Annotated in this window: 18 protein-coding genes; 11 read left to right on the top strand and 7 right to left on the bottom strand. The window is 66.0% G+C overall.

What is annotated here, in order from left to right; genetic code table 11:
* The first annotated feature begins 69 nt into the window (after positions 1–69).
* The 3 genes from yaaA to AC3WRC_RS08840 are packed head-to-tail and all read left to right on the top strand — an operon-like array spanning position 70 to position 2,822.
* The gene (gene yaaA / locus AC3WRC_RS08850) at positions 70–840 is read left to right on the top strand and encodes a peroxide stress protein YaaA (protein WP_492303596.1); all 771 of its coding nucleotides are present in this window, start codon (positions 70–72) and stop codon (positions 838–840) included.
* 53 nt (positions 841–893) lie between these two features.
* Positions 894–1,736, top strand: coding sequence for a 3-hydroxybutyrate dehydrogenase (locus AC3WRC_RS08845; RefSeq protein ID WP_492303595.1), 843 nt, complete (start codon positions 894–896; stop codon positions 1,734–1,736).
* Between the two features lie 18 nt (positions 1,737–1,754).
* Positions 1,755–2,822: a patatin-like phospholipase family protein gene (locus tag AC3WRC_RS08840; RefSeq protein ID WP_492303594.1), complete on the top strand. Its 1,068-nt coding sequence runs from the start codon at positions 1,755–1,757 to the stop codon at positions 2,820–2,822.
* On the opposite strand, the gene AC3WRC_RS08835 is transcribed toward AC3WRC_RS08840, so the two are convergent.
* The gene (locus tag AC3WRC_RS08835) at positions 2,819–3,736 is read right to left on the bottom strand and encodes an L-threonylcarbamoyladenylate synthase (protein ID WP_492303593.1); all 918 of its coding nucleotides are present in this window, start codon (positions 3,734–3,736) and stop codon (positions 2,819–2,821) included. The two genes, AC3WRC_RS08840 and AC3WRC_RS08835, sit on opposite strands and share 4 nt — an antisense overlap.
* The gene (locus tag AC3WRC_RS08830; protein WP_284877543.1) at positions 3,733–4,284 is read right to left on the bottom strand and encodes a cytochrome b; all 552 of its coding nucleotides are present in this window, start codon (positions 4,282–4,284) and stop codon (positions 3,733–3,735) included. Before AC3WRC_RS08830 ends, AC3WRC_RS08835 begins: the two co-directional genes overlap by 4 nt.
* 134 nt (positions 4,285–4,418) lie before the next feature.
* Here AC3WRC_RS08830 and AC3WRC_RS08825 point away from each other — a divergent pair, with 134 nt between their 5' ends.
* From AC3WRC_RS08825 to AC3WRC_RS08805, 5 genes are all read left to right on the top strand, one after another.
* Positions 4,419–6,203, top strand: a complete 1,785-nt coding sequence (locus tag AC3WRC_RS08825) for an acyl-CoA dehydrogenase (RefSeq protein ID WP_492303592.1) — start codon at positions 4,419–4,421, stop codon at positions 6,201–6,203.
* 79 nt (positions 6,204–6,282) lie between these two features.
* Entirely contained in the window at positions 6,283–8,502 is a 2,220-nt protein-coding gene (locus tag AC3WRC_RS08820; RefSeq protein WP_492303591.1) for a S9 family peptidase, read from the top strand.
* 8 nt (positions 8,503–8,510) lie between these two features.
* Positions 8,511–9,065 carry a GNAT family N-acetyltransferase gene (locus AC3WRC_RS08815; protein ID WP_492303791.1) on the top strand — a complete coding sequence of 185 codons (555 nt, stop codon included), beginning with the start codon at positions 8,511–8,513 and terminating at the stop codon, positions 9,063–9,065.
* 39 nt (positions 9,066–9,104) lie between these two features.
* Positions 9,105–9,443 (top strand): hypothetical protein, encoded by a 339-nt coding sequence (locus AC3WRC_RS08810; protein ID WP_370451852.1) that lies wholly within the window; start codon positions 9,105–9,107, stop codon positions 9,441–9,443.
* Positions 9,444–9,500: 57 nt separating this feature from the next.
* Entirely contained in the window at positions 9,501–10,856 is a 1,356-nt protein-coding gene (locus tag AC3WRC_RS08805; RefSeq protein WP_492303590.1) for a hypothetical protein, read from the top strand.
* 1 nt (position 10,857) lies between these two features.
* Here the strand turns inward: AC3WRC_RS08805 and AC3WRC_RS08800 are convergent, their stop codons facing one another.
* The 4 genes from AC3WRC_RS08800 to tpiA all read right to left on the bottom strand — a co-directional run bounded on the left by AC3WRC_RS08800 (position 10,858) and on the right by tpiA (position 14,144).
* Positions 10,858–11,022, bottom strand: coding sequence for a hypothetical protein (locus AC3WRC_RS08800; RefSeq protein ID WP_165116665.1), 165 nt, complete (start codon positions 11,020–11,022; stop codon positions 10,858–10,860).
* A 98-nt stretch (positions 11,023–11,120) separates the two neighbouring features.
* On the bottom strand, positions 11,121–12,773 hold the full coding sequence (gene pyrG, locus AC3WRC_RS08795; protein WP_492303589.1) for a CTP synthase: 1,653 nt from the start codon (positions 12,771–12,773) through the stop codon (positions 11,121–11,123).
* 122 nt (positions 12,774–12,895) lie between these two features.
* A complete protein-coding gene (gene secG, locus AC3WRC_RS08790) occupies positions 12,896–13,327 on the bottom strand; it encodes a preprotein translocase subunit SecG (RefSeq protein ID WP_112862061.1) in 432 nt (143 codons plus the stop codon).
* 64 nt (positions 13,328–13,391) lie between these two features.
* The gene (gene tpiA / locus AC3WRC_RS08785) at positions 13,392–14,144 is read right to left on the bottom strand and encodes a triose-phosphate isomerase (protein WP_492303588.1); all 753 of its coding nucleotides are present in this window, start codon (positions 14,142–14,144) and stop codon (positions 13,392–13,394) included.
* Between the two features lie 140 nt (positions 14,145–14,284).
* On the opposite strand from tpiA, the gene AC3WRC_RS08780 reads away from it, so the two are divergent.
* Positions 14,285–16,192, top strand: coding sequence for a peptidylprolyl isomerase (locus AC3WRC_RS08780; RefSeq protein ID WP_492303587.1), 1,908 nt, complete (start codon positions 14,285–14,287; stop codon positions 16,190–16,192).
* Positions 16,189–17,706 (top strand): anthranilate synthase component I, encoded by a 1,518-nt coding sequence (gene trpE, locus AC3WRC_RS08775; RefSeq protein WP_492303586.1) that lies wholly within the window; start codon positions 16,189–16,191, stop codon positions 17,704–17,706. The genes AC3WRC_RS08780 and trpE overlap by 4 nt, the downstream gene beginning before the upstream one ends.
* Here the strand turns inward: trpE and AC3WRC_RS08770 are convergent.
* The gene (locus AC3WRC_RS08770; protein WP_492303585.1) at positions 17,703–17,906 is read right to left on the bottom strand and encodes a peptidoglycan-binding protein; all 204 of its coding nucleotides are present in this window, start codon (positions 17,904–17,906) and stop codon (positions 17,703–17,705) included. The genes trpE and AC3WRC_RS08770 overlap by 4 nt on opposite strands.
* An 88-nt stretch (positions 17,907–17,994) precedes the next feature.
* Between AC3WRC_RS08770 and AC3WRC_RS08765 the strand changes: the two genes are divergently transcribed.
* The gene (locus tag AC3WRC_RS08765; protein WP_492303584.1) at positions 17,995–18,585 is read left to right on the top strand and encodes an anthranilate synthase component II; all 591 of its coding nucleotides are present in this window, start codon (positions 17,995–17,997) and stop codon (positions 18,583–18,585) included.
* The last annotated feature ends 2 nt before the right edge of the window (positions 18,586–18,587 follow it).

Here is an 18,587-nt window from a genome sequence, read left to right as displayed (position 1 = left end):
CTTCGCCGCAGCCGGTTCAAATCGTCATCGAAGCATCCTATGTGGGCGGCGACATTACGGAGCCGCGTCTTGCTGATTGTTCTTTCCCCGGCCAAGCGCCTCGATTTCACCGAAGCCGATGGGGCTATTCCCGGCAGCGACCGCCGGTTCGTCGAAGACACCGCCAGCCTGTCCAAAACCGCCAAGCGCCAGACCAAGGCGGATCTGCGTCGGCTGATGGGGATTTCGGACAATCTGGCGACCCTGAACGCCTCGCGCTTCAAGGCATTCGATCCAGAATCCACAGAGGGCGTTCAGGCGGCCTTCGCCTTTGCCGGCGATGTGTATGAGGGCTTGAGAGCGCGCGAACTGGACGCCGACGCCTTGGCGTTCGCGCAGGATCATTTGCGCATTCTGTCCGGCTTTTACGGCCTGCTGCGTCCGTTGGACCGGATTCAGCCCTATCGGCTGGAGATGGGCACGCGGCTGAAGACGCGTCGCGGAGCCAGCCTGTACGACTTCTGGGGCGACCGGATTTCTAAACAACTGAACGAAGACGCCGAAGGCCAGCCGGATCCGACGCTGGTAAACCTGGCCAGCCAGGAATATTTCGGGGCCGTCGATGCAAAGGCTCTGAAACTGCCTGTCGTCACGCCCCAGTTCCGGGAAGAGAAGAATGGCGAGAGCCGTATCATCTCCTTCTTCGCCAAGAAGGCGCGCGGGGCGATGGCGCGGTTCGCGATCGACGAACGCGTGGAACGGGTCGCCGACCTGAAGGCTTTCGACCGCGACGGTTATGCGTTCGACAAGGCCGCCTCGACCGACGCCGAGTGGATATTCATCAGATCGGGAAATTCTTGATCCCGACATCGACCTCCCGCTAATCTCGCCAAAACAAACGAAGGGGCGGATTCATGTCGCAAGAGCCTAAGGACTCCACGGGCGCTGACAGTCGGGCGGCACGCGGTATCGGCGATCTGAAAGGGCAGGTCGCGGTCATTACGGGCTCGACCTCCGGCATCGGACTGGCTCTGGCGCGGGCCGTGGCGGCAGGCGGTGGTGAAGTCGTTCTAAACGGCTTGGGCAACCCGGCGGAGATCGAGCGCACTCGCGCCGATCTGGAGGCCTCATCTGGCGTTCGCGTCCTCTATCATCCGGCGGACATGACGCGCGGTGACGAAATCGCCGACATGATCGCCTTCGCTGAACGCGAACTGGGACGCCTGGACATTCTGGTCAACAACGCCGGCATCCAGCACGTCGAATCCGTCGAGAACTTCCCCACCGACCAGTGGGAGAAGATCATCGCCATCAACCTGTCGTCGGCCTTTTACGCCACGCGCGCGGCGATCCCGATCATGAAGGCGCAGGGGCGCGGCCGGATCATCAACATGGCCTCTGCGCACGGTCTGGTGGCCAGTCCGTTCAAGTCCGCCTATGTCGCGGCAAAGCACGGCGTCATCGGCTTCACCAAGACCGCAGCGCTGGAACTGGCGCGCGACAACATCACCTGCAACGCCATCTGCCCCGGCTTTGTCGAGACGCCGATCGTGACCAAGCAGATCGCGGATCAGGCCCGTACGAGAAACATGACCGAGGAGCAGGTGCTGACGGACGTGATCCTGGCGGCCCAGCCGACAAAGCGGTTCGTCACGACGGAGGAGTTGACCGGCATCTTCCTTTACCTGGTCAGCGACCTCGGCGCCTCGGCCAACGGGGCCAGCTTCTCCATCGACGGCGGCTGGACCGCGCAGTAGCAAAGGAAGGCGGCGGTCATGGCGATTTTCAAGCGCAAGACCGCCGAGGCGGCGGGCTCAGTTCCCGCCGCTCCTGCCCGACGGCCCATCTGCCTTGCGCTTCAGGGCGGCGGCGCACACGGCGCCTTCCAATGGGGCGTACTGGATCGTCTGTTGGAAGACGATCGGCTTGATATTCGAGCGGTGTCCGGCGTCTCAGCGGGAGCGATGAACGGCACGGCCTTGGTTTCAGGCCTGGCGTCAGGAGATGGCCGCGCCGCGTTGGACAAGCTCTGGCGAGAGGTCAACCAGTCCGGCGGTCGCAACGTCTTCGGCGACAGCGCGATCTGGACTGCGACGCGGACGCCCGACTGGATCAAGGACAACCCATTCTGGCGCGCGGGCGAGACGCTGGCGATGTCAATGAGTCCGTATGAATTCAATCCGCTGAACCATAATCCTCTGAAACGGGTTTTGCAGGCCTCGGTCGATTTCGGCGCCGTTCAGGCCTCGGACATCCGGCTTTTCATCGCCGCCACCGCGGTACGCCAGGCGAAGGCGCGCATCTTCCAGACGAACGAGATCAACGCCGATGTCCTGATGGCGTCGGCGTGCCTGCCCCATCTGTTTCAAGCCGTGGAGATCGACGGGGAGCCCTATTGGGACGGCGGCTATCTGACCAATCCGCCGCTGTGGCCGTTGACCGGAGACGACACGCCGGACGACGTGCTGTTGATCACACTCAATCCGATGGTGCGCGACGAGACGCCGAAAAGCGCAGGCGATATCGTCGATCGGCTGAACGAGATCGTCTTCAACGCGCCGCTGGTCGCCGAGCTGCGCGCCATCGCGCTGGCGGGTGAACTGATCGAACACGGGCAGTTGAAAGGCGGCGGCGCCGGACCTTATCGGCATGTCCGACTGCACGCCATTGAGGCGGACGGCTGGCTCTCGGACCTGTCGCTGCGATCCAAGTTCAACACCGAATGGGGTTTCCTCAACGACTTGAAGGCGCGGGGACGCGCGGCCGCCGACGATTGGCTGGACGCGTGCCTGGGCAGCGTCGGACGCCAGTCCAGCGTCGATCTTCAGGCCCGCTTCGGCTAACCGACGAAGCCTGCGGCGCGGCGCAGACGGTCGTTGATGGCTTCACCCAGTCCTGTCGTCGGGATCGGCGACACGGCGATACCCGTCGGCCGTGTGCGGTCGGCCTCGCGCAGCAGTCGGAACAGATTGGCGGCGGCTTCGCGCAGGTCGCCCGACGGGCTCAGACTCCAGCGCGGCTCACCGGCGTCAGGGCCAAAGCCGAGCAGGATCTCGCCGTCCCGCGCAGCGCCGGCCTCGATGCGAACCGGAGCATCCGGTGCATAGTGCAGGGTCAGTCGCCCGGGCGAACGATGCCCCTCTACGCCCTCTTCAATGGGACCGACGACCGCCTCGATCTCGGATCGGGTGATGGCGCCTGGACGCAGCAGGGCGACCCGTCCCCCCAGCACCGAAACGACCGTGCTTTCCAGACCGACCTGACAAGGCCCGCCATCGACAGCCGCTGAGACTGCAAAGCCCGTCTCCTCGACAGCATCTGTGAAGGTCGTCGGGCTCGGTCGGCCGGAACGATTGGCCGAGGGGGCCACGACCGGGCCGCCAAACGCCGCCAACACTTCCCTCGCTACCGGATGCGCCGGAACGCGGATCGCGACGCTGTCCAATCCGGCGCGCGCCAAGTCGCAGACACTGCGCATGTCCAGGATTGGCGTGATCAGGGTGAAGGGTCCGGGCCAGAAGGCGTCCGCCAAGGCAAGTCCGAGCGGGCCGAGCTCGCCAATCTTGGCCGCCGCATCGACATCCACAACATGCGAAATCAGCGGATTGAACTTCGGCCGCCCTTTCGCGGCGAAGATGGCGGCGACCGCCTCGGCATTGCTTGCGTCGGCGCCCAGTCCATAAACGGTCTCGGTCGGCAGCAGGATCAGATCGCCGTTCGCCAGCGCCTGGGCGGCTTGCAGCGGCGTTTGGCTCACGGTCTGCGCGGGATGATCGGGATCATCCGGTGCAGCACATTGTCCCGATCAATGAACTGATGCTTCAGCGCCGCGATCACATGCAGGGCGATCAAGACATAGATACCCTTCACCGCCAGTTCGTGCAGCCCCATCAGGCTGCGCGCCGCTTCACGCCCGCCGCCGACGGGCAGCAGGGGCCAGGAGAAGAGGCCGAACCACTCGATCACGCGCCCGCCCGCCGATGATGCGAGCCAGCCGGTCATCGGAATGACGATCAGAGCCAGATAGAACAGGACGTGCGTCGCGCGCGCCGCCACCTTCTGCCAGCGCGGCAAGGCCGACGGCAAAGGAATCGCCGGATGCGCCAGACGCCATCCGATCCGCGCAAGGGTCAGCACCAGTATCGTCAGACCCAGCGACTTGTGCAGCATGACGAACTGGCCCGAAATCGGCCCTTCCGTATTCTCATGCGCCGTGATCAGCAGCACCTGCGCCAGAACGGCGGCGGCGATGCCCCAATGCATCAGCAGGGAAACGACCGAATATCGATTGCGGGGCTCGCCCATGTCTTCCCTTCCGCGACGGCACGGCGTCACCATGCATTCAGCCACTTTGCACTGAGACGGGGCGCGTCGCCAAGACGCTTGCAGCGACAAGCCCCGACGCGGCACTTAGGCCGCAAAGACGATTGAGGAAACCCATGACCTATCGCGCGCCCGTTCGAGACCTGGCCTTCACTCTGGAATCCGTCGCCGGCATGGCCGACGTGGCGGCGACCGGCGCCTTTCCCGACTATGACGCCGATGTCGCCGGCGCCGTTCTGGAGGCGGCGGGACAGTTCTCCGAAGAGGTGCTGGCGCCGCTAAACCGGATTGGGGATCAGAAGGGCTCGACCTACGCCAACGGCGCCGTCACCGCCGCGCCTGGCTTCGCCGACGCCTATCGCCAGTTCGCGGCCGGCGGCTGGACCGGGCTGTCGGCCTCGACCGAAGCCGGCGGACAGGCCCTGCCCAAGGCGCTGGAACTGGCGGCCTATGAGACCGTCCATGCCGCCAACATGGCGTTCGGCCTGTGCCCCATGCTGTCGCTGGCCTCGATCGAGGCGCTGGAGCAGGTCGGGACGGATGAGCAGAAGGCCAAATATCTGACAAAACTGGTCAGCGGCGAATGGACCGGCGCCATGGTGCTGACTGAGCCGGGCGCCGGATCGGACCTGGGTTCGCTGATCACCACGGCGACGCCGAACGGCGACGGGACCTATGCGCTGAACGGGCAGAAAATCTACATCACCTGGGGCGACCACGACGCGACCGACAATATCGTGCATCTGGTGCTGGCCCGCCTGCCGGACGCGCCCAAGGGGCCAAAGGGCATCAGCCTGTTCCTGGCGTCGAAGTTTGCGGTGAAGGAAGACGGTACGCTCGGCGACCGCAACGCCTTCCGCCCGGTCGGCGTCGAGCACAAGCTGGGCATCCACGCCTCGCCGACCTGCGTCATGAGCTATGAGGGGGCGACCGCCGAACTGGTCGGTCAGCCGAATCAGGGCCTGGCCCATATGTTCGTTATGATGAACGCGGCGCGCCTGGCCGTCGGCGTCGAGGGCGTCGGCATCGCCGAACGCGCCTATCAGCACGCCCTCGCCTATGCCTTGGACCGCCGTCAGGGTCGCTCGGTCTGGACCGGCGAGGTCAACGCCCCGATCTTTGACCATCCCGACGTGCGCCGCATGCTCAGCGTCATGAAGACCAAGATTTCGGCGGCGCGCGCCGTGTGCCTGTCGACCGGCGTCGCCGCCGATCTGGCCCGCCACGCCGGGACCGAAGAGGAACGCCGCCATTGGAAGGGACGCGAAGACCTGTTCACCCCGATCGCCAAAGCCTGGTCCACCGATATCGGCTGCGAGGTCGCCTCGATGGGCGTCCAAATCCACGGCGGCATGGGCTTCATCGAGGAGACCGGCGCGGCGCAATACTATCGCGACGCCCGCATCGCCCCGATCTACGAAGGCACCAACGGCATTCAAGCCATGGATCTGGTCGGTCGCAAACTGTCAATGGACGGCGGCGATGCGGCCAAGGCGCTGATCGCGGACATGAAGGCGACGCTGGTCGATCTCGGAAAGCTCTACAGCGGCAAGCCCGTTGAACGGTTCGCCACCGCCATCGAGGCCGTCGAGGATGCGACCCTGTGGCTGCTGGATCAGAAGGCCGATCCGAACGCGGCGGCCGATGTGCTGGCGGCGGCCGACGCCTATCTGAAACTGCTGGGCGATGTGACCGGCGGCTGGATGCTGGCCAAAGGCGCGCTTGCCGCCAAGGCGAAGCTGGACGCCAACGACGGCGATGCGGTTTGGCTGCAGGGCAAGCTGGACCTCTACGAAGTCTATGCCGCCAATGTGCTGGGCCACGTCTCCAGCCGACTGGCTGCCGTGGGTCAGGGCGGCGACCTGCTGCGGCGGATGACGGTGGACGCGCTGGCCGGATGATCGGCTCGGCGTTTCTCCGTTTGACGTAGAGGGGGCCGGACCTTCAAGGTCCGCCCTTCAAACAAGCAGGGAGCGTCCGATGAATCGTCGGCAACTGATCATGTCCACGGCGGCGACCGCCCTCGCCGTCTCGGCCTCCCCCGCGCTCGCCCGTCAGTCCACCGGATCCCCCATGCCTCAGCCGCCCGTCGCCAAGAAAATCCCTGTCGTCATCGAACAACTGGGCCGCACCCGGACCGACGACTATCAGTGGATGAAGGACGACAATTGGCAGGCGGTCCTGCGCGATCCGACCCTGATCAAGGCCGAGGTCAAGGAACACCTGACCGCCGAGAACGCCTACCGCGAGGCCATGATGGCCTCCACCCTGCCCTTGCAGGAGACGATGTTTGCCGAGATGCGCGGTCGCATCAAGGAAGACGACAGCTCGGTTCCCGCGCCGGACGGCGGCTGGAACTACTATGTCGAATACCAGACCGGCGATCAGCACCCCCGCTACATGCGCGTCGAGCGTCAGGGCACGTGGATGGTCGACGGTCAGCCGGTGACGAAGAATTTCGTCATGGCCCCCACGCCTCAGCTGCTGCTGGACGCCAACGAACTGGCCAAGGGCAAGGCCTATTCGGAAGTGTCGGCTGCGAGCCACAGCCCGGATCATACGCTGTTCGCCTATGCCGAGGACGCCCAGGGTTCCGAGGTGCACAAGATCTACGTCAAGGATCTGGCGACCGGCGAGGTCCTGCCCGAGGTGATCGACAGCGCCACCGGCGACTTCGTTTTCTCGCCGGACAGCCAGTGGATCTTCTGGACCAACCGCGACGACAACGGCCGTCCGGACAAGATCTTCCGTCGCCCGGCGCGCGGCGGCAAGACCACCCTGGTCTATGAGGAAGCCGACGACGGCATGTTCATCGGCGTGGGCCGCACCGCCGACGACCAGTTCATCGTTATCGGCATTCAGAACCAGGAAACGTCGGAAGCGCGCTATATCCCCGCAGCATCTCCGACGGCCGAACCCGTCGTGCTGGAGCAGCGCGTGGTGGCGACCCGCTATGACGTCGATCACTGGGGCGACCGCTGGGTGATCCGCACGAATGCGGACGAGGCCATCGATTTCAAGATCGTCCAGGCTCCGACCGCGACGCCGGCCAAGGCGAACTGGACCGATCTGGTGCCGCACACGCCGGGCCGCTTCATCGAAGGTCTGGACCTGACCAACGCCCATCTGGCGCGTCAGGAACGTGCAGACGCCAATACGCGCATCATCATCCGCGACCGGGCCGGCGCCGAGCATGAGATCGCGGTGGACGAACCGGCCTTCGCCCTGTCGCTGGCCGGCGCCTCCGAATACGAGACGACGACCACCCGATATACCTACAACTCGCCGTCGACGCCGACGCAGACGTTCGACTACGACATGGCGTCTCGAGAGCGGACCCTGCGCAAGACGCAGCAGATTCCGTCCGGTCACAACATTGAAGACTATGTGGTCGAGAGGCTGAACGCGCCTGCTTCGGACGGCCAGTTGGTGCCGGTCACGGTGCTGCGTCGCAAATCGACGCCAGTCGATGGTTCGGCGCCCCTGCTGCTCTACGGATACGGCTCCTACGGCATCCCCATGCCGGCCAGCTTCTCGACCAACCGGCTGTCGCTGGTGGATCGCGGCTGGATATACGCCATCGCCCACATTCGGGGCGGGTCCGACAAGGGCTGGGGCTGGTTCCTGGACGCCCGGAAGATGACGAAGAAGAACACCTTCACCGACTTCATCGCTTCCGCCGAACACCTGATCGACAAGAAGTACGCGACGGCTGGAAACATCGTCGCTCAGGGCGGATCGGCCGGCGGTCTGCTGATGGGGGCGGTCAACAATATGCGGCCCGACCTGTGGGCCGGGATCATCGGTCAGGTGCCGTTCGTGGACGTGATCAACACCATGTCGGACACCTCCCTGCCGCTGACGCCGCCCGAATGGCCCGAGTGGGGCAATCCGATCGAGGACCCGGCCGCCTACGATTACATGATGAGCTACAGCCCCTACGATCAGGTCGAGGCCAAGGCCTATCCGGCGGTGCTGGCGACGGGCGGCCTGTCCGATCCGCGCGTCACCTACTGGGAGCCGGAGAAGTGGGTCGCCAAGCTGCGACCCGCCACCACCTCGGGCAAGCCCGTGCTGTTGAAGATCAACATGGAGGCCGGTCACGGCGGCGCTGCCGGGCGCTTCGACTATCTGAAAGAAGTCGCCCACGACTACGCCTTCGCCGTCTGGGCCATCGATAAGGGGTGGAAGCACGCGTGAGCGGACTGATGGTTCGCGACGCCGGTCCCGACGACATTGCGGCGATCACGGCCATCTATGCCGAAAGCGTCGCCAATGGGCGCGGCACCTTCGAGCTAGAGGCGCCTGACGAGACCGAGATGGCCGCAAGGCTCGCCGCCGTCGAGGCGCTCGGCCTGCCTCGCCTTGTGGTAGAGATCGACGGCGCGGTCGCCGGATACGCCTACGCCGGGCCTTTCCGCACCCGTCAGGCCTATCGCTACATGGTCGAGGACTCCATCTACGTCGCGCCCTGGGCCAGGGGACGCGGCGTCGCGGGCGCTCTGCTCGATGCGTTGATCGTCCGCAGCGAAGTGATGGGTCTTCGTCAGATGGTCGCGGTCATCGGTGATGCGGAGAACGTCGGCTCAATCGCGCTGCACCGCACGCGGGGCTTCACCGACGCCGGCGTCTTCAAAGCGGCCGGATGGAAGCATGACGACTGGCGCGACGTGGTGTTCATGCAGCGGGCGCTGGGCGACGGCGGCGCGACAGCGCCCGACGCGCCGGGCCTGTCCCTTGTCGACAAGAAGCCGCTGCGCTGACGCATTGCGACGTCATCACCCGACGCCTATCGTGACGCCGTGAAGATCGTTCAATCCCTGTTGCTGTTGATCGGCGCCCTCTCGGTGCTGGCGCTCGGCGCTGTCGGCGCCTCGGCGTCGCCGGCAGCCGCCGCGCCTTGCCATGAGACGGGCCATGAGACAGGCCAGTCTTCGCCCGACCAGACCCCGAACCATGCGCCCAAGGCCATGAAGGCGATGATCTGCTGCGTCGCCTGCGTAGCGACACCCACGCTGGATCCTGCGCCCCTATCCGGCCCGGCTCCTTCGCCCTCGCGCATCGCTGCGGTTCCGGCCGCCTTGCCAGTCGGGCAACTGCTGTCGCCCGAACCCGGACCACCCCGCCTCCTGATCGTCTGACACACCTCGCGCCTCTCGCAGGGCGCACTCCGTCACGATCATCAGAGGAGGCCTCGAATGGCTATCCGTATTCTCGTCGGCGCCTGCGCCGGCGCTTCCCTGCTCGCCCTGGCTCAGGCCGCGGCGGCGCAGGATCATTCGCACCACGCGCCGCCGACCACGCCAGCCGGCAATCCGCACGCGGGTCACGACATGGCCATGTCATCGGCCGACCCGATGACCGATCACGCCAGCATGGGTCACACGATGACCAGCCCGTATGGCCCCTGGCCCATGAGCCGCGACGCCTCAGGCACCGGTTGGCAACCCGATGCGGGCGAGCACGGCGGCGTCCACACCGTCCGTGGCGACTGGATGGTGATGACCCACGCCATGCTGAACCTGGTCTATGACAGCCAGTCTGGGCCGCGCGGCGGCGACAAGACCTTCGTCGCCGGCATGTTGATGACCTCGGCGCGCCGTGACTTCGACGACGGTTCGACGCTGAACCTACGCGCGATGCTCAGCCCCGACCCCCTGATGGGCAAGTCCGGCTATCCGCTGCTTCTGGCGGCGGGCGAGACGGCGGACGGGGTCAATCCACTGGTCGATCGACAGCATCCGCACGATCTGTTCATGGAGCTGTCGGCCAGCTATTCGAAGCGCCTTTCCGACAAGGACAGCGTCTATGGCTATATCGGCCTGCCGGGCGAGCCCGCCTTCGGCCCGCCCGCCTTCATGCACCGCATGAGCGCGATGGACAGTCCCGAGGCGCCGATCACCCACCACTGGCTGGATTCGACCCATATCGTCTTCGGCGTGACCACCTTGGGCTGGGCGCACGACCGCTTCAAGATCGAGACCTCGGCCTTCAAGGGACGCGAGCCGGACGAGGAGCGATGGGGCATCGATTCGCCACGGCTGGATAGTTGGTCGGTGCGGGCTGCTTGGAACCCGACCGGCAACTGGTCGCTGCAGGCGTCCTACGCCGATGTCTCCGCGCCGGAACAGCTGGAGCCCGACGAGGACGAAACGAAATGGTCGGCCAGCGCCATCCACACCCGCCGTCTGGGCGATGACGGCTGGTGGTCCTCGACCCTGGCCTGGGGCCGAAAGACCAACGACCACGGTGAATCGAAGGACGGCTGGTTGCTGGAAACGGCGATCCATCCGAACGACCGCTGGACGGTCTTCGCCCGCGCCGAACGGATCGAGACGGATGAACTGGTTCCCGGCGTCAGCGGCGGTCACGGCCCGCTCTATACGGTGGGCAAGGCGTCGGTCGGCGTGGTCCGCGACTGGCGGATCACCGAACACGTCCGGTTCGGCCTCGGCGGTCTCTATGCCATGAATCGCGTGCCGACGGCGTTGGAGGCGCTGTACGGCGGCGATCCCGACGGGGCGATGCTCTTCGTGCGGCTGAAGATCGACTGATCTAGCTCAAGGCCTGTCCGGCTTCGGCCGGGCGGGCCGGCGGCTGGTCCAGAAGCCGCAGCGCTTCATAGCCGACCAGGACCACGCCGAGCACGAGCATCAGCGCTCCGGCGATCAGCACCAGGCGCACGTGCCGGTGCAGGTGATAAAGCAACTCGCCGATCATCGACGGTCCCGCCGCATTCGGATCGTGCCAATTCGATCCGTTCCGGACAGTCTACTGCAAAACGCGGACCCGATGGAGTCTGTGAGAACCGCGTTCCGTCAGACCAGCCGGCTTTGCACCACCGCCGCGCCGATGAAGCTGGCGAACAGGGGGTGCGGCGCGAACGGACGGCTCTTCAGCTCGGGATGATACTGAACGCCGATGAACCAGGGGTGGTCCTTGCGTTCAACCGTCTCGGGCAGGACGCCGTCAGGCGAGAGACCGGCGAAGACCAGCCCGCCCTTCTGCTCGATTGCCTCGCGATAGTTGATGTTGACCTCGTAGCGATGGCGGTGACGCTCGCTGATCGCGGTCGAGCCGTAGATCTCAGCGATCTTAGATCCCGCCGACAAGGTCGAATCATAGGCGCCGAGCCGCATGGTGCCGCCCAGGTCGCCGCCCTGCTGACGCAGGACGCGTTGGTTGCCCTGGGTCCATTCGGTCATCAGGCCGACGACCGGCTCGGCGGTCGGGCCGAACTCGGTGGACGAGGCCTTGGGATAGCCAGCCAGGTTCCGCGCCGCCTCGATCACCGCCATCTGCATGCCGAAGCAGATGCCGAAATAAGGGATGTTGCGTTCGCGGGCGAAGCGGGCCGCCTCGATCTTGCCTTCCGAGCCGCGCTCGCCGAAGCCGCCCGGCACTAGGACGGCGTGGGCGCCCTGCAGCCGTTCTTCGCAGGCCTCAGGGTCGCCTTCGAAGGTGTCGGCCTCGACCCAGTCGATGTTGACCTTGACGTTGTTGGCCACGCCGCCGTGGTGAAGCGCCTCGATCAGGGACTTATAGGCGTCCTTGAGGACGGTGTATTTCCCGACCACGGCGATGGTGACCTCGCCATCGGGCTGCAGGCGGCGACGCGCGATCTCTTGCCAGCCGGTCAGATCCGGCTCGGGCGCGTCGTTTATGCCGAAGTGCGCCAGGACTTCGCGGTCCAGACCCTCGCGGTGATAGTCCAGCGGCACGGCATAGATGTCGGCGGAGTCCATCGCCTGGATGACGCCGCTTTCGCGCACGTTGCAGAACTGGCCGATCTTGCGCTTTTCCTCGGCCGGGATCGGCTGCTCGCAGCGGCACAGCAGGATGTCCGGCTGAATGCCGATGGAGCGCAGCTCCTTGACCGAATGCTGGGTCGGCTTGGTCTTCATCTCGCCGGCCGTCTTGATGAACGGCAGCAGGGTCAGGTGGACGAAGCACGACTGACCGCGCGGCAAGTCCTGACCCAGTTGGCGGATGGCCTCAAAGAAGGGCAGGCCCTCGATGTCCCCGACCGTGCCGCCGATCTCCACGAGGACGAAATCGACGTCATCGCCGTCATCAGTGAAGGCAGGCGTCAGGCAGAAGGATTTGATCTGGTCGGTGACGTGCGGAATGACTTGGACCGTAGCCCCCAGATAGTCGCCGCGCCGCTCCTTCTCCAAGATGGTCGAATAGATTCGGCCCGTGGTGATGTTGTCGGACTTGGCGGCCGACACGCCGGTAAACCGCTCGTAGTGGCCCAGGTCCAGGTCGGTCTCGGCGCCGTCGTCGGTCACGAAGACCTCGCCGTGCTGATACGGGCTCATCGTGCCCGGATCGACGTTCAGATAGGGGTCGAGCTTGCGCAGGCGGACCTTGTAGCCGCGCGCCTGCAAAAGAGCGCCGAGAGCGGCGGAGGCGAGGCCTTTTCCTAGCGAGGAAACCACGCCGCCGGTGATGAACACATAGCGAGCCATGGGGGGACACCTTACTCCATGATTCGCGGCTCGGTCATGCCGCCGTCGAATCGAACTGTTGATCAAAAGAAGAAAGCGCGCCCTGCGGCGCGCTTTCGGAAACTCGGGTCTTTGTCTGAGCCTTACTGAGCGGGCTGTTGGGCCGGCGCCGGAGCGGTGGAGGCCGACGGCAGGCTGGCTTCCAGATCATCCAGCGACGGCGTCGCCGGTTTGGCGGGCGTAGCGGGCTGTTGCTGGGCGGGCTGTTGCGTTTGGGTCTGCGGCGTCGTGGCCAACGAACCCACAGCGTCGGCGTCGATGCCGGACACCGAGGCGCGATCCATATTGCCGACGACGGTCAGAATGATCGTCAGGGCGAACAGCGCGGCCGCAAGCCACCAGGTGGTGACGGTCAGAAGATTGCCTGCCCCGCGTGCGGTCATGAAGCCCGACGGACCGCCGCCCATGCCCAGGGCGCCGCCCTCGGACTTCTGAAGCAGGACGATGCCCGTCAGCGCGATGGCGACGATGATGATGGCGACGAGCAGGATGGTCTGGAGCATGGCGTCATTCATGTGGGCGCGGATATGCGCCGATCAAGCGGCGGCCTCTATCATCGAAGCGCGCCAGGGGCAAACGTCACGCGGCGGCGTTGACGATCGGCATGAAGTCCTCGGCCTTCAAGGACGCGCCGCCGACCAGGGCGCCGCCGACTTCCGGCGTAGCCAGAATGTCGCGCGCATTCTCCGGTTTGACCGAACCGCCATACAAAATGGGCGCGGTGCGAGCGCCCTCTCCCAGCTTTTCGACGATGGAGGCGCGCACGGCGGCATGCACCTCGGCGATCTGATCCAGCGTCGGGGTCAGGCCCGTCCCGATGGCCCAGACGGGTTCATAAGCCACCGCGAAGTCGCGCTCGGCCAAGCTGGACGGCAGCGAGCCCGCGACCTGGCCCGACACCACGGCGATGGCGTCGCCCGCTTCCCGCTGCTGCAAGGTTTCACCGACGCACACGATGGGCTCCAGTCCGGCAGCGATGGCGGCCTCGACCTTGGCGGCGACGTCCGCATCAGTCTCGCCGAAAGCCGAGCGGCGTTCGGAATGCCCCAGAATCACCACGGTCGCGCCGGCGTCGAGCAGCATTTCGGCCGACACCGAGCCGGTGAAGGCGCCGGCGGGCTTCTCATGGCAATCCTGACCGCCCACGCCCACGCCGCTGCCTGCCAGCGCGGACTGCATACGCGAGATCAGCGTCGCCGGCGGGCATAGCACCACACGGCATCCCTGCTCCGTCGTTCCGACGGCGTCCCTGATCGCCTCAGCCTGCGCCAAGGCGGCCGAGACGCCGTTCATCTTCCAATTGCCGACGATCATCTTCACGGATTGTTTCATGGCCGCCTGTCTAGAAGGCGAAAACCGCCAAGCCAAGAGGCGCCGCCGCAATCCGGACACGAAGCCATCCTTGCAGCGGCGGCCCCGCCCCGACTATACGCGACGATTGACGCCAATATCGGCCAGTCCCGGGTTTTCGAATGCTCACCGCCTTCCGCGCCTTCTCTCGATCCAAATGGGCGGCCGCCCTACTTGTCCTGATCGCGATCAGCTTCGTGATCGTCGGCGCGCGGATGGACGTCTTCTCCAACCTTGGACCGAAACACGTCATCGACGCGGGCGACCGCTCGATGAACGAAGTCGAGTTCCGCACCGCCTTCGATCAGGTGCGTGAACGGTTGCAGCAGCAGGTCGGCCGTCCCCTGACGAACCAAGAGCTGGTTGCAGAAAACATCCACGTCCGTTTCCTGACCGAGCAGACGCAACAGCTGGGTTTCCTGAACTGGGCCTACAAGGCGGGCATCCGCCCGGGCAAGGAACTGATCGTCAAGCAAATCCGCCAGATCCCGGCCTTCTTCAACTCGGTCACCGGCCAGTTCGACCAGCAGGCCTATGAGGCGGCTCTGGCGCAACAGAACCTGACCCCCGCCATGCTGGAGCAGGACCTGCGCGATCAGTACGCGACGGAGCATTTCGGCGCCGCCGTCTTCGCCGGCGCCCGCGTGCCGCGCATCTATGGCGCGCTGCTAGCCGGTTCCGCCTTCGAAAGCCGCGACGGTCGTTGGTTCGAGGTGACCCCCGCGATGGCCGGTCAGATCCCCGCCCCGACCGACGCCCAGTTGAACGCCTTCATCCAGGAGAACGCCGACCGCCTGCGCGCGCCCGAGTTCCGCATGGTGTCGGTGGTTCTGTTCACGCCTGAGGCTTCGGCCAATGCGCCGATCTCGGAAGACCGCATCCGCGAGCGCTTCGAGTTCAAGAAGGACACGCTGAGCAAGCCCGAGACGCGCTCCTTCGTCACCCTGACCGCGCCGAACCGCGAGACGGCCCAGAAGATCGCCGCCGCTCTGCGCGCGGGCCAATCGCCCGCCGACGTCGGTCGCGCCAACAACATCACCCCGGCCGCCTTCAACGAGACCCCTCGCTCCGCCATCGGCGACGCGGCGACCGCAGCCGCCGTCTTCGGCCTGCAAGCCAACCAAGTGTCCAATCCGGTCCAGGCCGGTGTCGGCTTCGCCGTCGCCAAGGTCACGGCGGTTCAACCCGCTGCGCCCGCAACGCTTGACAGCGCTCGCGAGGAACTGATTCAGGAACTGCGCGCCGAGGACGTGAAGACCCAGACCTACGCCAAGGTCGAGAAGTACGAAGCCGCCCGCACCGCCGGCAAGAATCTGGCTGACGCGGCGCGTGAAGCCGGCGGTCGCGTCGTCGATCTGCCGCCCTTCACCAAGGACGGCAAACTGCCGAACGGTCAGGCGCTGAACGCCCCCCCGCAAATCTTCGAGACGGCCTGGAGCCTGACCAAGGGCGGCGAAAGCGACGTCATCGACGCCGGTCAGGGCCAGTATTTCGCCGTGCGCGTCAACGACATCCGCCCGTCGGCCCTGCCGACCCTGGCCGAGGTTCGCGAGCCCCTGGCCGCCCAATGGATCCAGCGTGAGACCATGCGTCGCCTGTCGGCCAAGGCTGAAGAACTGACGACCCGCGTGCGCAATGGCGAGGACATCGCCGCAGTCGCCCGCTCGGTCAATGCGCCGCTGACCGTGCGCACCGGCGTCATCCGCAATCAGCAAACCCAGGAAGCCCTGGGTCAGGGCGTGCTTCAGGGTCTGTTCGGCCAATCCAAGGGCCAGGCCTTCTCACAGCCGGCGTCGCAGACTGCCTATGTGGTCGGCCGCGTCGACAACGTCCGCGCCGCCAGTCCGGCCGTGGCCGGACCACTGGCCGAGCAGGTCCGCCCGCGCCTGACCCAGGAGTTGGTGCAGGCGATGGTCGAATCGTCGGTCTCGGCGGGCGCCCAGCGCTCCAAGGCCAAGAACGACCCGGCCCAGGCGCTGTCGGCCTTGGGTCTGTCGGGTGGCGCAACGCCCGCCGCACCGGCGCAATGACCGACGACGCTTCGCGCGACGTCACGTTCGACGCCTTCGCCGCCGGCCTTTCGGCCGGTCGGCCGCAGGTTCTGGTTCGGCGGGTCATCGACGACCTGGAAACCCCGGTCTCGGCCTATCTGAAGCTGGGACGCGACCGGCCGTACGCCTGTCTGCTGGAATCGGTCGAGGGTGGCGCGGTCAAGGGTCGCTACTCCATCCTGACACTGGATCCCGATGTGGTCTGGCGTTGTCGATCCAACGCGGCGGAACTGTCGCGCGGCTCAGCCATAGGCGAAGGTCGGTTCACGGCCGACCCCCTGCCGGCGCTGCAATCCCTGCGCGCACTGATCACGGCGTCGAAGTTCGATCTGCCGGAGGGATTGCCGCCGATGGCTGCCGGCCTGTTCGGCGTCTTCGGCTACGACATGGTGCGACTGCTGGAGCCGCTGGGCGCGCCGAATCCTGATCCGCTTGATCTGCCCGACGCCGTGCTGACCCGGCCGTCGCTGGTGGCCATCTTCGATTCGGTCCGTCACGAGATCATTCTGGTGTCGGCCGCCTATCCAGACGCCGGAATCTCCCCGCAAAAGGCGTTCGACGCCGCGACGGCGCGGCTGGACGCGTTCGAGACGGCCTTGCGCGCCCCCCTGCCCGTCCGCGCCGCCCCGCAGCAAACGCCGGCTCCCGTCTTCACCTCGCCGGTGGACGAGCCGGCCTTCGGCGAGATGGTCGCCAGGGCCAAGGACTACATCGGCGCCGGCGACATTTTCCAGGTCGTCCTCAGCCACCGCTTTTCGGCGCCGTGGACGGACGATCCGTTCGCCTTCTATCGCTCGCTGCGTCGCCAGAACCCGTCGCCCTATCTGTTCTATCTGAACTTCGAAGGCTTCCAGCTCGCCGGCTCCAGCCCCGAGATTCTGGTTCGGGTGAAGGACGGCGAGGTCACGATCCGGCCGCTGGCCGGCACCCGCATGCGTGGCGCGACGCCAGAGGCGGACAAGGCGCTGGAAGTCGAACTGCTGGCTGATCCGAAAGAGCTGGCCGAGCACCTGATGCTGCTGGACCTTGGCCGCAACGATGTGGGCCGCGTCGCGGCGCCTGGCACGGTCGAGGTCACCGAGAGCTTCGTCGTCGAGCGCTACAGCCAGGTCATGCACATCGTCTCCAACGTGCGGGGCAAGGCTGACCCCAGGCTGGATGCGGTGGACACGCTGCTAGCCGCTCTGCCAGCCGGGACACTGTCGGGCGCGCCCAAGGTGCGCGCGATGGAGATCATCGACGAACTGGAAAGCGAAAAGCGCGGCGTCGGATACGGCGGCGGCGTCGGCTATATTTCGGCTGGCGGCGAGGCGGACATCTGCATCACCCTGCGCACCGCCCTTTTCGCCGACGATCGGATCTTCGTTCAGGCCGGGGCCGGCGTCGTCGCCGACAGCGATCCTGCGGCCGAATATGCCGAGACCCAGCACAAGGCGCGGGCGCCGATGCGGGCGGCGGAAGACGCCTGGCGCTTTCGCACCGGCAATCGCTAGCGCGAAATTGTCATCGCCGGGTCGTTGAACTGCACGCCGGGGCCGATGATGACGACGCCGGCCATCAAAATCGCTGCGGTGGCCGCGAGCGCGGCTGCGCCAAGCGCGGCGACGGGGTTGGGCCTGGTTTCGACCACGACCAGCTTCGCCTTGGCGGCGGCGATCTTGGCGGCGATGTCTTTTTCAGCGGCGAGTTTCACTCGCCGAGTACTAGTCCCGTCGAGTTAAAATGCGCTTTAAGGCCGCGCCCGCTTGGCGCGGACGCCCGTCACGCCTAGAAGCCAAACCATGATCCTCGTCGTCGATAACTACGACAGCTTCACCTACAATCTCGTCCACTACCTCGCGGAGTTGGGCGCGCCGACGCATGTGGTGCGCAACGACGACCTGTCGGTGGACGAGGCGTGGGCGCTGAACCCCGCCGCCGTTCTGCTGTCGCCCGGCCCGTGCGCGCCCGATCAGGCCGGCATCTGCCTGCCGTTGATCACGACCGCGCCAGAGTCCATGCCGATCCTGGGCGTGTGCCTGGGTCATCAGGCCATCGGCCAGGCCTTCGGCGGCGACGTCATCCGCGCCAAGACCCTGATGCACGGCAAAACCTCGCCGATCCTTCATGAAGGCCAGAGCGTCTTCGCCGGCCTGCCCTCGCCCTTCACCGCCACACGCTATCACTCGCTGGCGGTAAAGCGCGAAACCCTGCCCGATTGCCTGAAGGTCACCGCCTGGACCGCCGACGGCGAGATCATGGGCCTGCAGCATCGCACCCGTCCGATCCACGGCGTGCAGTTCCACCCGGAATCCATCGCCACCGAGCACGGTCACGACATGCTGGCCAACTTCCTTGAGATCGCCGGCGTAAAGCGCCTCGCGGCCGCCTGACC

This window comes from Brevundimonas sp. EU05-FHT14B07 (assembly GCF_058790795.1).
Note: the sequence above shows the minus strand (reverse complement) of the source record. Positions and strands in the feature narration are given on the sequence as shown.

Excerpts from the sequence above, each read along its gene's own strand:
- AC3WRC_RS08845 (WP_492303595.1), top strand. The coding sequence starts at position 894 with ATGTCGCAAGAGCCTAAGGACTCCACGGGCGCTGACAGTCGGGCGGCA.
- AC3WRC_RS08840 (WP_492303594.1), top strand. The coding sequence starts at position 1,755 with ATGGCGATTTTCAAGCGCAAGACCGCCGAGGCGGCGGGCTCAGTTCCC.
- AC3WRC_RS08830 (WP_284877543.1), bottom strand. The coding sequence starts at position 4,284 with ATGGGCGAGCCCCGCAATCGATATTCGGTCGTTTCCCTGCTGATGCAT.
- AC3WRC_RS08825 (WP_492303592.1), top strand. The coding sequence starts at position 4,419 with ATGACCTATCGCGCGCCCGTTCGAGACCTGGCCTTCACTCTGGAATCC.
- AC3WRC_RS08820 (WP_492303591.1), top strand. The coding sequence starts at position 6,283 with ATGAATCGTCGGCAACTGATCATGTCCACGGCGGCGACCGCCCTCGCC.
- AC3WRC_RS08815 (WP_492303791.1), top strand. The coding sequence starts at position 8,511 with ATGGTTCGCGACGCCGGTCCCGACGACATTGCGGCGATCACGGCCATC.
- AC3WRC_RS08805 (WP_492303590.1), top strand. The coding sequence starts at position 9,501 with ATGGCTATCCGTATTCTCGTCGGCGCCTGCGCCGGCGCTTCCCTGCTC.
- AC3WRC_RS08800 (WP_165116665.1), bottom strand. The coding sequence starts at position 11,022 with ATGATCGGCGAGTTGCTTTATCACCTGCACCGGCACGTGCGCCTGGTG.
- pyrG (WP_492303589.1), bottom strand. The coding sequence starts at position 12,773 with ATGGCTCGCTATGTGTTCATCACCGGCGGCGTGGTTTCCTCGCTAGGA.
- secG (WP_112862061.1), bottom strand. The coding sequence starts at position 13,327 with ATGAATGACGCCATGCTCCAGACCATCCTGCTCGTCGCCATCATCATC.
- tpiA (WP_492303588.1), bottom strand. The coding sequence starts at position 14,144 with ATGAAACAATCCGTGAAGATGATCGTCGGCAATTGGAAGATGAACGGC.
- AC3WRC_RS08780 (WP_492303587.1), top strand. The coding sequence starts at position 14,285 with ATGCTCACCGCCTTCCGCGCCTTCTCTCGATCCAAATGGGCGGCCGCC.
- trpE (WP_492303586.1), top strand. The coding sequence starts at position 16,189 with ATGACCGACGACGCTTCGCGCGACGTCACGTTCGACGCCTTCGCCGCC.
- AC3WRC_RS08765 (WP_492303584.1), top strand. The coding sequence starts at position 17,995 with ATGATCCTCGTCGTCGATAACTACGACAGCTTCACCTACAATCTCGTC.